Source organism: Planifilum fulgidum (assembly GCF_900113175.1).
In the GTDB taxonomy this organism is placed as follows: domain Bacteria; phylum Bacillota; class Bacilli; order Thermoactinomycetales; family DSM-44946; genus Planifilum; species Planifilum fulgidum.
In genome coordinates this window covers 78,470-91,496 of the sequence record NZ_FOOK01000012.1, presented here as the reverse complement: position 1 = coordinate 91,496, position 13,027 = coordinate 78,470, and the positions used below count along the sequence as shown (strand labels likewise).

Annotated in this window: 15 protein-coding genes and 1 pseudogene; all 16 read right to left on the bottom strand. The window is 59.5% G+C overall.

The genetic code is table 11. The annotated features are described in order from the left end of the window. A partial coding sequence (locus tag BM063_RS08700) for a transposase (RefSeq protein ID WP_143085290.1) occupies positions 1 to 248 on the bottom strand: 248 nt, incomplete at its 3' end. 107 nt (positions 249 to 355) lie between these two features. After that, on the bottom strand, positions 356 to 607 hold the full coding sequence (locus BM063_RS08695) for a YlmC/YmxH family sporulation protein (RefSeq protein WP_092037966.1): 252 nt from the start codon (positions 605 to 607) through the stop codon (positions 356 to 358). Between the two features lie 132 nt (positions 608 to 739). Beyond that, positions 740 to 943 carry an aspartyl-phosphate phosphatase Spo0E family protein gene (locus BM063_RS08690; RefSeq protein ID WP_177199061.1) on the bottom strand — a complete coding sequence of 68 codons (204 nt, stop codon included), beginning with the start codon at positions 941 to 943 and terminating at the stop codon, positions 740 to 742. 47 nt (positions 944 to 990) lie between these two features. Continuing rightward, a complete protein-coding gene (gene dut / locus BM063_RS08685) occupies positions 991 to 1,440 on the bottom strand; it encodes a dUTP diphosphatase (RefSeq protein ID WP_092037961.1) in 450 nt (149 codons plus the stop codon). Further along, positions 1,427 to 2,680 (bottom strand): M16 family metallopeptidase, encoded by a 1,254-nt coding sequence (locus tag BM063_RS08680; protein ID WP_092037958.1) that lies wholly within the window; start codon positions 2,678 to 2,680, stop codon positions 1,427 to 1,429. The genes dut and BM063_RS08680 overlap by 14 nt, the downstream gene beginning before the upstream one ends. Before the next feature lie 78 nt (positions 2,681 to 2,758). Next, positions 2,759 to 3,745, bottom strand: a complete 987-nt coding sequence (locus BM063_RS08675; RefSeq protein ID WP_245752186.1) for a polysaccharide deacetylase family protein — start codon at positions 3,743 to 3,745, stop codon at positions 2,759 to 2,761. 147 nt (positions 3,746 to 3,892) lie between these two features. Next, positions 3,893 to 5,992: a polyribonucleotide nucleotidyltransferase gene (gene pnp / locus BM063_RS08670; protein ID WP_425439140.1), complete on the bottom strand. Its 2,100-nt coding sequence runs from the start codon at positions 5,990 to 5,992 to the stop codon at positions 3,893 to 3,895. A gap of 136 nt (positions 5,993 to 6,128) precedes the next feature. Continuing rightward, positions 6,129 to 6,398, bottom strand: coding sequence for a 30S ribosomal protein S15 (gene rpsO, locus BM063_RS08665; RefSeq protein ID WP_092037951.1), 270 nt, complete (start codon positions 6,396 to 6,398; stop codon positions 6,129 to 6,131). A 190-nt stretch (positions 6,399 to 6,588) separates the two neighbouring features. After that, complete coding sequence (locus tag BM063_RS08660; RefSeq protein WP_092037987.1) at positions 6,589 to 7,542, bottom strand: bifunctional riboflavin kinase/FAD synthetase; 954 nt, start codon at positions 7,540 to 7,542, stop codon at positions 6,589 to 6,591. Between the two features lie 5 nt (positions 7,543 to 7,547). Further along, the gene (gene truB, locus BM063_RS08655; RefSeq protein ID WP_092037949.1) at positions 7,548 to 8,459 is read right to left on the bottom strand and encodes a tRNA pseudouridine(55) synthase TruB; all 912 of its coding nucleotides are present in this window, start codon (positions 8,457 to 8,459) and stop codon (positions 7,548 to 7,550) included. Then, positions 8,456 to 9,430 carry a DHH family phosphoesterase gene (locus BM063_RS08650; RefSeq protein WP_092037984.1) on the bottom strand — a complete coding sequence of 325 codons (975 nt, stop codon included), beginning with the start codon at positions 9,428 to 9,430 and terminating at the stop codon, positions 8,456 to 8,458. Before BM063_RS08650 ends, truB begins: the two co-directional genes overlap by 4 nt. Further along, a complete protein-coding gene (gene rbfA, locus BM063_RS08645) occupies positions 9,423 to 9,779 on the bottom strand; it encodes a 30S ribosome-binding factor RbfA (protein ID WP_092037947.1) in 357 nt (118 codons plus the stop codon). The genes BM063_RS08650 and rbfA overlap by 8 nt, the downstream gene beginning before the upstream one ends. Before the next feature lie 23 nt (positions 9,780 to 9,802). Beyond that, positions 9,803 to 10,084 carry a DUF503 domain-containing protein gene (locus BM063_RS08640; RefSeq protein WP_177199060.1) on the bottom strand — a complete coding sequence of 94 codons (282 nt, stop codon included), beginning with the start codon at positions 10,082 to 10,084 and terminating at the stop codon, positions 9,803 to 9,805. After that, positions 10,081 to 12,363, bottom strand: a complete 2,283-nt coding sequence (infB, locus tag BM063_RS08635) for a translation initiation factor IF-2 (RefSeq protein WP_425439138.1) — start codon at positions 12,361 to 12,363, stop codon at positions 10,081 to 10,083. Before infB ends, BM063_RS08640 begins: the two co-directional genes overlap by 4 nt. 97 nt (positions 12,364 to 12,460) lie before the next feature. Next, positions 12,461 to 12,721 (bottom strand): annotated as a pseudogene (locus tag BM063_RS08630) (L7Ae/L30e/S12e/Gadd45 family ribosomal protein); the annotation flags it as partial. Further along, positions 12,714 to 12,992 (bottom strand): RNase P modulator RnpM, encoded by a 279-nt coding sequence (rnpM, locus tag BM063_RS08625; RefSeq protein ID WP_092037942.1) that lies wholly within the window; start codon positions 12,990 to 12,992, stop codon positions 12,714 to 12,716. The pseudogene BM063_RS08630 and the gene rnpM, both read right to left, overlap by 8 nt. Positions 12,993 to 13,027: the final 35 nt, after the last annotated feature.

Sequence of the window (13,027 nt, the reverse complement as noted above, 5' to 3'; positions counted from 1 at the left end):
ATTTCCTCAATGAGGCGTCTTTCCGAACGAATTCCGTACAAATAACCGATCAAAAGCATTTTGAACAGCATGACCGGATCGATGCAAGGACGCCCATTATCTTGACAATACAAGGGGCGGCATTTTTCCGCGATAAACGAAAAGTCGATGGTTTCATTGATTTTTCTAAGCAAGTGATCTTGGGGAACAAGGTCTTCTATGTTGACTGTTTCGGGTTGAAATTCCCTGGATGGGTTCGTCCTGAACATATAAAAACCTTCCTTCGGAATTGTTTTATTCCGAATTCAACAAAAAAGGCTGTTGACCCTTCTTTGTCAACAGCCTCAGCCCGCAACGCGGGCTCGAAGAAAGTCCGTCACCCTTTGGAAACGCCGGTTTTGCCGAGGGCGACAATCACCATTTCCGGGCCGATTTTGCGGATCATCCCCCAATCGATCGTAATCTCCTCCCTTTTTTTCCGAAAGAGGGACCCGCCCCCCGACAAAACCAGGGATTTCACCCGTCCACTGCCCGGGTCCACCACAAGATCCGCTTCACCCATCAATCCCAGTCGCTCCCCGTTGACCAAATCGATCAGTTCCTTTTCGGCCAATTCGCTCCAGCGCATGCCCATCCTCCTTCCGCGGGGCGGCCGGAGATCCCCCGACACAAGCCCCTCTGCTATACGTTATTGAAGGGAATCCGGGAATATATCCCCCGCCCGAAAAACCGTCCCGCGCAAACCGAAAAAAAGAAGCGGTCATCTTCGGCGGGAACCGAAGAATGACCGCTTTTGGCAGCCGGTGTCTCTTTCCCTGTAATATTGGAGAATCAGTTCATCCATTTTTCCGCTGATCCAAAGCGCCTCATCCGAAGAAAAGCGAAAGCCTGCCCGGCTGATCATCCGGTACAGCTGCTCGCGCATCCTTTCCAGCTCCCGGTCGGTCCTCTTCAATCCGTCCACCCCGCCATCCGCTCCCCGCAGGAGGTCTTGCTCCAAGCTTAAAACCGTCATTTTCCGGTATGTCCGAAACCGCCTCCGCCCCGCTCCGTGAAGCCGAGCCGCTCCACCTCCTTCAACCGGACATCGAGCACCCTGCCGAACACCAGCTGGGCGATGCGGTCTCCCCGGTGAAGGACGAACGGTTCATCTCCCAAGTTGATCAGGATCACCCCCACTTCCCCCCGGTAGTCGGAATCGATGGTCCCCGGACTGTTCAGCACCGTGACTCCGTGTTTTAAGGCCAATCCGCTCCGGGGGCGAACCTGGGCTTCCACGCCCTCGGGCATTTCCAGAGCGATCCCCGTCGGAATCAGTTTCCACCGGCCGGGTGTCAGGGTCACGGGTTGATCGACGGCGGCATGCAGGTCCAATCCGCTGGCGCCCCGGGACATTTTTCGGGGAAGCGGAAGGTCTTCGCATCCCGGCAACCGCTTGACGGCAATCTCAAACAAGGGCATCCCTCCCGTACGCCGAGGGAATCTCCCCCGACGGGGAAATCACGGCAAGGGAAGCGGGCCGGGAAAAGAGATCCCGTGCCAGTTCGAGGATGTCCTCCGTCGTCACCCGCTCGATGCACTCGATCGTCTCATCCAGGGTCACGTGTTTCCCCAGCAGGAGCTCGTTTTTCCCCAACCGGCTCATCCGGTTGTTGGTGCTTTCCAGGCTCAGCATGTACCCGCTCTTGAGCTGTTCCTTGGCCTTGTTCAGTTCGGATTCCTCCACGCCGGACTGCCGCAATTCGTCCAGGATTTCGAAGATGAGCCGGATCAGTTCGTTTTCCTGGCCGGGGCCCGTGCCCGCATAGACCGCGAAGAGGCCGCAGTCCCGGTAGGCCATGTGGTAGGAATAGACGGAATAGGCCAACCCCCGTTCCTCCCGCACCTTCTGAAAGAGCCGGGAGCTCATGTTCCCTCCCAGCATGTTGTTCAGCAAGATGAGTGCGTAAATTCGCGGGTCCTGAATCGCCAGGCCGGGAAGTCCCAGGCAGAGGTGCGTCTGTTCCGTCGATTTTTTGCGGGCCACGACATCCGACCGGAAAACGGGCGGCCGGCACACCGAAGCGTCCCCGCCCTTTGGAAAGGCGGAAAAATACGATTCGATCTGGTCCAGAAAATCCTCCGGCAGACGGCCGGCCAGAGCGATCACCGTCTGATCGGGACGATATTGCCGGCGGCGGTAGTTTTCCAGGCGGGACCGGTCAAACGCCTGAATGTTTTCGATACTGCCGAGAATGGGGAAGCCCAGGGGGTGCTTTCCCATCACCGCCTTTGAAAGGAGATCATGGATGAGATCGTCCGGCGTGTCCTCCACCATGCGGATCTCCTCGATGATCACCTTTTTCTCCTTTTCGATCTCTTCATCGGGCAGCGTCGACCCGAAAAACATATCCGCCAAAATCTCCAGGGCGGCCGAAAAATGCTGATCCAGCACCTTCGCATAGTAGCAGGTCAGTTCCTTCGACGTAAAGGCATTCACCTGACCGCCGATCTCATCGAAGGCTTCGGCAAGCTGCCGGGCCGTCCGCTTCTTCGTGCCCTTGAACATCATGTGTTCGAGAAAATGGGATACGCCGTTGATTTCATCCGTTTCGTTCCGGGAACCCGTGCCGACCCAAAAACCGAGGGCAACGGAGCGGACATGGTGGATGGGTTCAGCGACGATGCGCACGCCGTTGGGCAAAGTGTGCCTGACGATCACAGGGATCCTCCTTACATTTCCCAATGCCGCAAATTCGAGCGAAAAAATCATTTCAATGGAAGCAACAACCTAACTATATCAGAAGGTCACCATCGGCTCAACCGGCTCCAGCCGCTTCGGGGACAACACCTCGCTGACGGTCCCCAGCCGGAGTCCCTTTTCCTTGATCACTCGGATGATTTCCGGAAGGGCTTTCACCGTGCGGTCCGTCGGATGCATCAGGATGAGGGAACCGCCCGCAACTCCCCTCCTCACCCGTTCCACCATGATTTCAGGAGTGGAACTTTTTCGCCAGTCCACCGTGTCCACGGTCCACAGGACCGTTTTCATCCCCAACCGGTCCGCTTCCTCCACCACCCTCTGATTATAATCCCCGGCAGGGGGGGCAAACCATCTGGAACGGACGCCGAGGGTCTCCTCGATCAACTGCTCCGTTCGGATGAGCTCCCCGCGGATCCGGGCGGGGGAAAGCCGGCTCATCTGCGGGTGGGAATAAGCATGGTTGCCGATTTCGTGCCCTTCCTTCATCAGGAGCCGGGCCTCTTCCGGATGTTTTTTCAACCAGGAGCCCTCCAGGAAAAAGGTGGCGGGAACCTGATTTTCCTTCAACACCTGAACCATCGTCCGCAGGTGCTCCGTTCCCCAGGAGACATTCACCATGAGGGCGACCATGGGCTTCTTCTCATTTCCCCGGTAGATGGGCTGGGGCTCCAGGTCGTCCAGGGAAATCCGTGCGGGCACCACCTTGTAGACCCAGGAAATGGGCGATCCGGGTTCCCGCTTTTTGGCCAGCCGGTAAGTCTCCTCCACATCCACCGCCAAGCCGTCGTATCCGGGAATCGCCTTCCAGACCTTGTCAATCCGCGCGTCGACGGGAGGTTCAAAGCGGCGCTTCGCTTCCGCTTCGATCCTGGAACGGAGATCTCCCTCCGCAAAGGCCGGAAAAGTCCCCTCCTTCACCGCGGCGACATAGGCGGTCACCGCCGGCGACTGAACCAGGGCCAAAAGAAGCGGAAGCACCGGGATCAGCCAGCCGAGCATTCGGATTCGGGCACCGTGCCGCACGGCCTCAGCACCTCCCACTCTTTGTCCACTAAACGTTATGCAGCCGAAGGATTGGGTATGAGCCGGAGATGCTTTATAAACACAAAAAAGAGCCAGATTGCTCCGCTCTTTTTGTGAAAAAATAATGGGACGGGCATTTGCCCGGCCTTATTTCACCGAAGACCGTTCCTTCAGAACCGCCTTTCGGGACAAATTGATCCGACCCTGATCGTCGATCTCCGTCACCTTCACCATGATGGTGTCTCCCACCTTGACCACGTCGGACACCTTGTTGACACGGTTTGCATCCAGCTGGGAAATGTGGACCAAGCCTTCCTTGCCCGGGAGCACCTCGACAAAGGCGCCGTATTTCTCCACCCGCTTCACCGTGCCCATGTAGACTTCGCCCACCACCACCTCGCGGACGAGATCCTCGATGATCTTTTTGGCGGCCTCGTTTTGTTTGGGATCCGTCGAGGCGATGTAGATGCGCCCGTCCTGTTCGATGTCGATCTTCACGCCCGTCTCGTCGATGATCCGGTTGATCACCCGGCCGCTGGGTCCGATCACATCGCGGATCTTGTCCGGATGAATACGCAGGGTGAGAATCTTGGGCGCATACGGGGACAGTTCCTTCCGCGGCTTGGGCAGCGTTTTCGCCATGTGGTCGAGGATCTTCATCCGGGCCTTCCTGGCTTGCCTTAGTGCCTGATCCAGGATTTCCCGGTCGATCCCCTTGATCTTGATGTCCATCTGAAGCGCGGTGATGCCTTTGCGGGTTCCCGCCACCTTGAAGTCCATGTCTCCCAGATGGTCCTCGAGCCCCTGGATGTCGGTCAACACCACCACCCGATCCCCTTCCTTGACCAAGCCCATGGCGATTCCGGCCACCGGCGCCTTGATGGGAACGCCCGCATCCATCAGCGCAAGGGTGGAAGCGCAGATGCTGGCCTGGGAAGTGGATCCGTTGGACTCCAACACCTCCGAAACGAGGCGGATGGTGTACGGAAACTCGTCTTCCGAAGGGATGATCGGTTCCAGGGCGCGCTCTCCGAGGGCTCCGTGACCGATCTCCCGCCGACCGGGCGACCGCAGCGGACGGGTCTCCCCGACACTGTACGGCGGGAAGTTATAGTGATGCATGAACCGCTTCGACTCTTCCAGATCAAGCCCGTCGAGAATCTGCACATCCCCGAGGGCCCCCAGGGTGCAGACGCTCAACACCTGGGTCTGTCCGCGCCGGAAAAGGCCCGAACCATGGGCGCGAGGCAACAGGGAGGTTTCGCTGTACAGGGGGCGAATATCCTCGGGTCCCCGTCCGTCGGGGCGCCTGGACTCCTCCAGGATCATCCGCCGGACTTCCTCTTTCAGAATCATTTCCAGAACCTTTTCAATATCCCTTTGCTGCTCCGGTTCCGGATAATCCTCCGCCAACGCCTCCAGCAGCTCATCCCGGATCGCGTCCAAGGCCTCCTGCCGCGCCTGTTTTTCCACCACCTTGGCGGCCTCGATGACCCGGTCCGTGGCGAGATCGCGCACCAGGCTCTCCAGTTCCTCATCCACCTTGGCCAACTCGGGCTCCATCTTCTCCTTCCCGACGGCCTCAACAATCTGTTCCTGGAATTCCACCAGTTTTTTGATCGTTTTGTGGCCGAACAGGATTCCCTCCAGCACCACTTTCTCGGGAACCTCGTCACAGCCCGCCTCCACCATGTTGATGGCGTCCTTCGTGCCGGCGACAACCAGATGCATGTCGCTTTTTTCCATCTGCTCGACGGTGGGATTGATCACAAACTTCCCGTTCACCCGTCCGACAATCACTCCGCCGATGGGGCCATCAAAGGGAATGTCGGAAATGGAAAGGGCGGTGGAGGCGCCGAGCATGGCCGCAATCTCGGGAGAACAGTTCTGATCGACGGAAAGAACCGTCGCGATCACCTGCACTTCATTCCGGAGTCCCTCCGGGAACAGCGGGCGGATCGGGCGGTCAATCAAACGGCTGGCGAGAACCGCCTTTTCGCTGGGACGGCCTTCCCGCTTGATGAATCCGCCGGGAATCTTCCCGACGGCGTACAACCGCTCCTCATAGTTGACCGTGAGCGGAAAAAAATCGGTGTCTTTCGTCTCCTTCGATGCGACCGCCGTTGTGATGACGGCCGTGTCGCCGTAGCGGACGAGCACGGAACCGTTCGCAAAGTTGGCATACTTGCCGATCTCCATCTTCAGGGGGCGCCCGGCCAAGTCAAAAGTGAATATCTTCGGCTCCATCGGTTCCATAGTCGGATCGCTTCCTCCTCTCGTGCACAAGACATAGATTCTTCATTCAGACAGTATTTCCTGCCCACCCCGTATGTAGAAGAAAACCTCGACCGAAAAAAGCGGGGATGTTCCCCGCTTTTTTCCGTCACCTTCTCAGCCCCAGCCTCTCGATCAGTTTCCGGTACCTCGTAATGTCCTTTTCCTTCAGGTAGTTGAGCAGATTGCGCCGTTGACCGACCATCTTCAGCAAACCCCGGCGGGAGTGGTGATCCTTCTTGTGCTCCCGCAAATGCTCGTTCAACTCGTTGATGCGTTCGGTCAAGATGGCGACTTGCACTTCAGGGGATCCGGTATCGTTTTCGTGGATCTTGAATTCTTCGATGATCTGCCGCTTCCGCTCTTGGGACAGCGCCATCTTTTACACCTCCTCGTTTTCTGAACCCCTTGACCCAGAAGATCGCCGAGGCCCTCGATCAACCGCGTCAAGGTTTGTTTGAAAACCCGGCGGCTTCAGCCGCCATCTCGATTAATTATAGCACAGTCTGCGTCGGAGAGCCAATGGAGGGAGGCACGCCTTTTCGACAACCTTTCCGCATGACAAACCATCATTCCCTCACGCCGGATTCAATTTCCGGCCAAATCGCCTCCGCCCGGCGAACATCTTCCCGAATCTGACGGACCAGATCGTCCGCGGAGCCAAAACGCCTCTCTTCCCGGAGAAAGCGGTGAAAACGAACGCGCAGGGTCTTGCCGTACAGGTCGCCCTCAAAGCGGAGCAGGTGGACCTCCAGAGTGAGCTTCGGTTCGGGGGACTGGAAGGTGGGGCGCAGTCCGATGTTCATCACGCCGGGTATCCACCGATCCCCAAGGGCAACGGAGACGAGATACACCCCTCTTTTGGGAATGGCATAGGGCTGAGTCAAGGCCAGATTGGCCGTGGGAAAACCGATGGTCCGGCCGCGTCGGTCCCCGGTGACCACTTCCCCTTCCACCAGATGGGGACGGCCCAAAATCTTTTCCGCCGTGACCACATCTCCGGCGGCGAGGGCTTCCCGCAGGCGGGTGCTGCTGACGGGAATCTCCCCTTCGAGCACCGGGTGGATCACTTCGACGCAGAACCGGCCTTCCCCCAGGGTCTTCAAGTCCTCCGCCCGGCCCGAAGCGCCCCGTCCAAAGCAAAAATTGAAACCCACCACCACCCCTTTCACCTGAAGGGGAATCAATACTTCCTCGACGAACTGCTCCTTGGTCCGGTCCGCGAACAAGCGGTCAAATTTCATCACATAGGTCCGGTCCACACCCAAACGGGCAAACTGGCGGAGCTTGTCCGGAAGCGGCGTGATATACCCGGAGAGCTTGGACTTTCCCAGCACTTCCCGGGGGTGCGGATGAAAGGTCATCACCGCCGAAGCAACCCCGAGCCGGGCCGCCAGTTCCCTGGCGCGGCGGATCACCGACTGGTGGCCCCGATGAACTCCGTCGAAATAACCGATCGCCAGCACTGCGGGCGGGTATGTTTTGTCCGAATCCAACGGATATGATAGTTGCACCGTCTCCATCTGCTTCACCCATTTCGAAACACTTTTTCCGGCCGGGCGACGTCGGGAGCGGACATCCGGTACAGAGCGCAGAACTCCCCTTCCTCCGTGTACACCCGCACCAGTCTTCCGACCGCCCGGGAGTCCAAGGGATCTTCCAGCTGCAGCCACATCCCGTTCAGCACTCCCTGCCGGGCGGAAGAGGGAACGACCAGGAGGGGGAAATGTCCCAGGGCCGCATCGGGCGAAACCAGCACATCCCCCCAGGCACCGCGCCTCGCCACTTCGCGAAGCTCTTCCAGCGTCAGCGTGTCCTGAAGGAAAAAGGGGCCGCTTTGGACACGGACCAGGCGGGACATATGGGCGGGATATCCCAGCCAGGCGCCGATATCGACACAGAGCGTGCGGACATAGGTGCCCTTTGAACAGAGAACCTCGAAATCGATCCGCAGCCGGTTTCCTTCCCGCTCCATCCCGGTGCGGACAAGTTCATAGATCTTGACGCGCCGGGCCCGCCGCGGAACCTCTTTTCCTTCCCTCGCCCATTCGTAGAGGCGGCGGCCTTCCACCCGCACCGCCGACACCATCGGCGGGACCTGATCGATCTCCCCCCGAAACCGTCGAAAAGCTTCATCAATCCTGGACGGATCCAGAGGCCCCACCGGTTCCTCCCGAAGGATCCTGCCCGTCTGGTCCTGAGTGTCCGTCGAAGCTCCCAGGACCATCGACCCGGCGTACCGCTTGGGCAGCTCCTGAAGGTATTCGGCGATGCGCGTCGCCTGTCCCAGACAGATCGGCAACACGCCTTCCACCGCCGGATCCAGCGTGCCGGTGTGACCCACTTTCCGCTGGCCGGTCAGGCGGCGGAGCTCCACCACCACGTCGTGGGAGGTCATGCCCGCCGGCTTCCAAACGGGAATCACGCCAAGCAGCGTCATCGGCCGAGCGCCTCCACCACCCGTTCCAGCACGCGGCGCTCCACTTCGTCGCGGGTTCCCGCGACGGTGCATCCGGCCGCCCGGGCATGGCCGCCCCCGCCGAAACATCCGGCCACTTCACTGACGTCGACCCGCCGCCTGGACCGCAGGCTCACCTTGACCGCGCCGCCTTTCAGCTGGCGGAACAGGATTCCCACCTCGGCGCCGTCCACGTTCCGGGCGTAATTGACGATCCCGTCCAAATCCCCTTCACCGGCACCGGCATCCACAAAATCCTGATAGGTGAGCCACATCCATGCGATCCGTCCATCCTCCGACAACCGGAGGGTGGAAAGGGCCCGGCGGAGCAGGTTGAGCTGGCCGATCGTCAGGGTCTCCAGAACCTGTTCCGCAATCCGATGGGCATCGACGCCGCATTCCAGCAGCCGGGCCGCCCGTTTCATCACCGCCGGCGTGGTGTTGCTGTAACGAAATCCCCCCGTGTCCGTCAGCAGGCCGGTATAAACGCAGGCGGCCAGGGGTTTCGACCACTTGACCCCCATCGATTCGATCCAGTCGTACAACACCTCCGCCGTCGCGGCCGCCTCGGGGTTGATCAGGTGATGGGTGCCGAAACGGTCGTTGGTCCGGTGATGGTCGATGTTCAACAGGCGGGCGTCCGGGGCGATGAGGGTCCGGCAATCGCCCATCCGGTCCTCATCCGCCACATCCACGGCGATCACCCGTTCAAAGGGGGGCTCGTCAAAGAGATCCTGCGGCCTTGCGATCTCTTCCGCCCCGGGAAGTCCGCGGTATTTTGCGGGAACCGGAGACGCGTTCACCATCACCGCCCGCTTCCCCAGGAGGCGGAGCAGATGTCCCACCGCCAGCGTGGAGCCGATTGCGTCACCGTCCGGATCGACATGGGAAACCACCAAATACCGCTCCCCTTCGGACACGAACCGGGTTGCCTCCCGAAAGAATTCATTCATCCGGCTCACTTCGTTTCACTTCTTCCAATAACTTGGAAATCCGTTGCCCGTGCTCGATCGAATGATCCAACTTGAAGACGATTTCCGGGGTCCTCCGAATGCCCAAACGCCGCCCCGCTTCCGACCGGAGGAAGCCCTTCGCCTTTTCAAGCCCTTCCAGCGTTTTTTTCTTCTGCTCCTCATCCCCCATGACGCTGACAAACACTTTGGCGTGCTCCAAATCCCGGCTCATCTCCACCGACGTGATCGTGACGAAACCGATCCGCGGATCCTTCAATTCCTGTTGCAACAGCTGGCTGAGCTCCTTTTTGAGCTGCTCGCCGACGCGAGCCGCGCGGATACGGGTCACCTGCCACACCTCCTCACCAAAGCTCAGGCGTAGGTGATCTCTGCGTCCAGCACTTCCAGGCCATCGAGATTCTCCAACAGGCGGAGCGCCTGCCGGAGTTCCCGCTCCACCACATGCTTGCCGCTGCCGACCCCGACCATCGCCAGGGTGGTCAGTTGCCGGTCATCCTGAAAATCCACCTCCGCCACCGACAAGTTGAAACGGTGACGGATCCGGTCCAGCCCGCTCTTGACAACGCGCCGCTTGTCCTTCAGGGAAGCCGAACCGATCACCCGGCAGCGGCATTCCTGAATCCCGACGATCATGTGGCTCGTTCCACTTCCTCCACCACGTAGATTTCGATGATGTCCCCTTCCTTGATGTCGTTGAAGTTTTTCAGGGTCATCCCGCATTCGTAGCCCTGGGCCACTTCGCGGACATCATCCTTGAACCGCCGCAAGGTGTCCACTTCTCCCTCGTGGATCACCACGCCGTCGCGGATCAGGCGGGCTTTGCCGTCGCGAACCACTTTTCCGCTGGTCACGTAACATCCGGCGATGGTGCCCACCTTGGAGACCTTGAAGATTTGGCGGACTTCCGCCGTTCCGACCACTTTCTCCTCGTACTCGGGGTCCAGCATCCCCTTCATTGCCGATTCGATTTCCTCGATCACATCGTAGATCACGCGGTGAAGACGCAGATCCACCTTTTCCTGCTCCGCCATCGCCCGGGCGTTGGGCTCGGGGCGGACGTTGAAACCGATGACGATGGCATTGGAGGCCGAGGCGAGGATGATGTCCGATTCGGTGATGGCACCCACTCCGGAGTGAATGATCTTCACCCGCACGCCCTCGACATCGATCTTCTCCAGCCCTCCGCGCAGGGCTTCCACCGATCCCTGAACATCTCCTTTGATGATGATGTTCAGTTCCTTCACATCGCCCTCCTGGATCTGCTTGTACAGATCATCCAGCGTGATCCGCGTCTGGACCTTCAGTTCTTTCTGGCGCTGCCGCTCGGCGCGGATGTCGGCAATCTCCCGGGCCTGTTTCTCATCCTCAAAGACCATGAAGGCATCCCCGGCATTGGGAACGTCGGACAGCCCGAGAATCTCCACCGGCGTGGAGGGGGTTGCCTCCTTCACCCGGCGTCCCCGGTCGTTGATCATCGCCCGGACTTTCCCGAAATAATTGCCGGCGACCAGCGCATCTCCCACCCTGAGGGTACCGTTTTGCACCAGGACGGTCGCCACCGGGCCGCGGTTTTTATCCAGCTCGGCTTCGATCACCACACCGCGGGCGCGCTTGTCCGGATTGGCCTTCAATTCCTGCACTTCCGCCACGAGCAGAATCATCTCCAGGAGCTCGTCGATGCCCTCGCCCTTCAGGGCCGAAACGGGAACATAGATCGTTTCGCCGCCCCATTCCTCCGGAACGAGGCCGTGTTCGCTCAGCTGCTGCTTCACCCGCTCCGGATTGGCTTCCGGTTTGTCGATTTTGTTCACCGCCACGATGATGGGGACATCCGCCGCCTTGGCGTGGTTGATCGCCTCGATGGTCTGGGGCATCACTCCGTCGTCGGCGGCCACCACCAGCACCGTGATATCCGTCACCTGGGCGCCGCGGGCCCGCATGGCGGTGAAGGCGGCGTGTCCGGGAGTATCCAGGAAGGTGATTTTCTTTCCGCTTACCTCCACCTGGTACGCGCCGATGTGCTGGGTGATCCCCCCGGCTTCCGTCGCCGTCACGTTGGTATGGCGGATCGTGTCCAGAAGGGTCGTTTTTCCGTGATCGACGTGCCCCATGATCGTCACCACGGGCGGCCGCTCCTTCAAGTCCTCCGGAGCATCCGTCTCCTCGATCTCTTCAAAGGCGGCCTGGTCGACCTCCTCCTTGTATTCCACCGTCACGCCGAACTCTTCCGACACCAGGGTGATCGTATCCACATCGATCTCCTGGTTGATGGTGGCCATCACGCCCAGCCCCATCAGCTTTTTGATCACTTCGGAAGCTTCTCTCCGCAGGCGCTTGGCCAGTTCCCCCACCGTAAGGGGCCCCGTGATTTCCAGTTTGGTGGGCAGGACGGGGGCTTGCTTTTCACGGGCATGGGCCTTTTTCTCCTGCTGCCGCTTGCGCCCCTTTTTCCCGCGCGGAGCCAGAAGTTTCTCGACGCTTTCCCTCTCCTGCGAGCTCTCCTGGAAGCGGCTTTTGTCCTTGGAAGGTTTGGATTTTCTCCGGCCGGACCGGTTGGCTTCGTCGCCTGCCTGGGCAACGACCGCCTTCAGCGGGGGATTGGACCCTTGGCTTCCTTTTCCCCGCTGCTCGCGCTTTTGACCCGCTCCTTCACCCCCCTGCCTTTCACGGACCTTCATCTGGCCGTTGCGGCGCCGTCCCCGGCTTCCGCCTCCCTTGCGGTTACGCTTCGCCTCTTCGCCCTGCAAGGCTTTTCCTTCTTTTTCTTCCTTCTCCTTTTTGTCCGCTCCTTTTTTGATATCCCTGAAGAACTGTTCCACCTTTTCGATCATCTCGTCGTTCATCACGCTCATGTGGTTGTTGACGTCCATGTTCATTCGCTTGAGAATGGTGAGCACTTCCTTGCTGCTCATGTTCATCTTTCTTGCATATTCGTAGACGCGCATTTTCGCCAAACTCTTCACCCCCATCTGATACTCGGGCCCATTTCCTCATCGCCCGGGCAAACCCTGGATCGGTGACGGCCACCACCACCCGCTCCGGCTTGCCGATCGCTCTCCCCAAAGCCACGCGCGTACCGTAGCATATGAGAGGAACCGAATAAAAGGAACATTTGTCCCGCACCCTCTTCAAGGCACCCCGGGAAGCGTCCTCCGCGACCAGCACCAACCGCGCCTCGCCGGACCGGATCGCCCTCAGAACGGCTTCCGTTCCCGTGACCACCCTATTCGCCCGCATGGCAAGACCCAACAATTGCAACAGCTTATCCATCGTTTTCGACCCTGCCGATCACTTCTTCCATCTGGGCATACACTTCATCGTCCACTTTGACCTTCAGCGCCCGGTCCAGGGACTTTCGCTTCTTGGCCAGCTGGAAACACTCCACACTGGCGCACAGGTACGCTCCCCGCCCCGACTTCTTTCCCGTCGGATCCAGCAGGATCTCATGCTCCGGGGTGCGAACGATCCGAATGAGACTTTTCTTCGGTTTCATCTCCTGACAGGCGATGCACTTGCGCATGGGAATCTTCCGCACTCGCACCTTGCTGCCACCTCCGTACTCAGAAAGATCGTCAC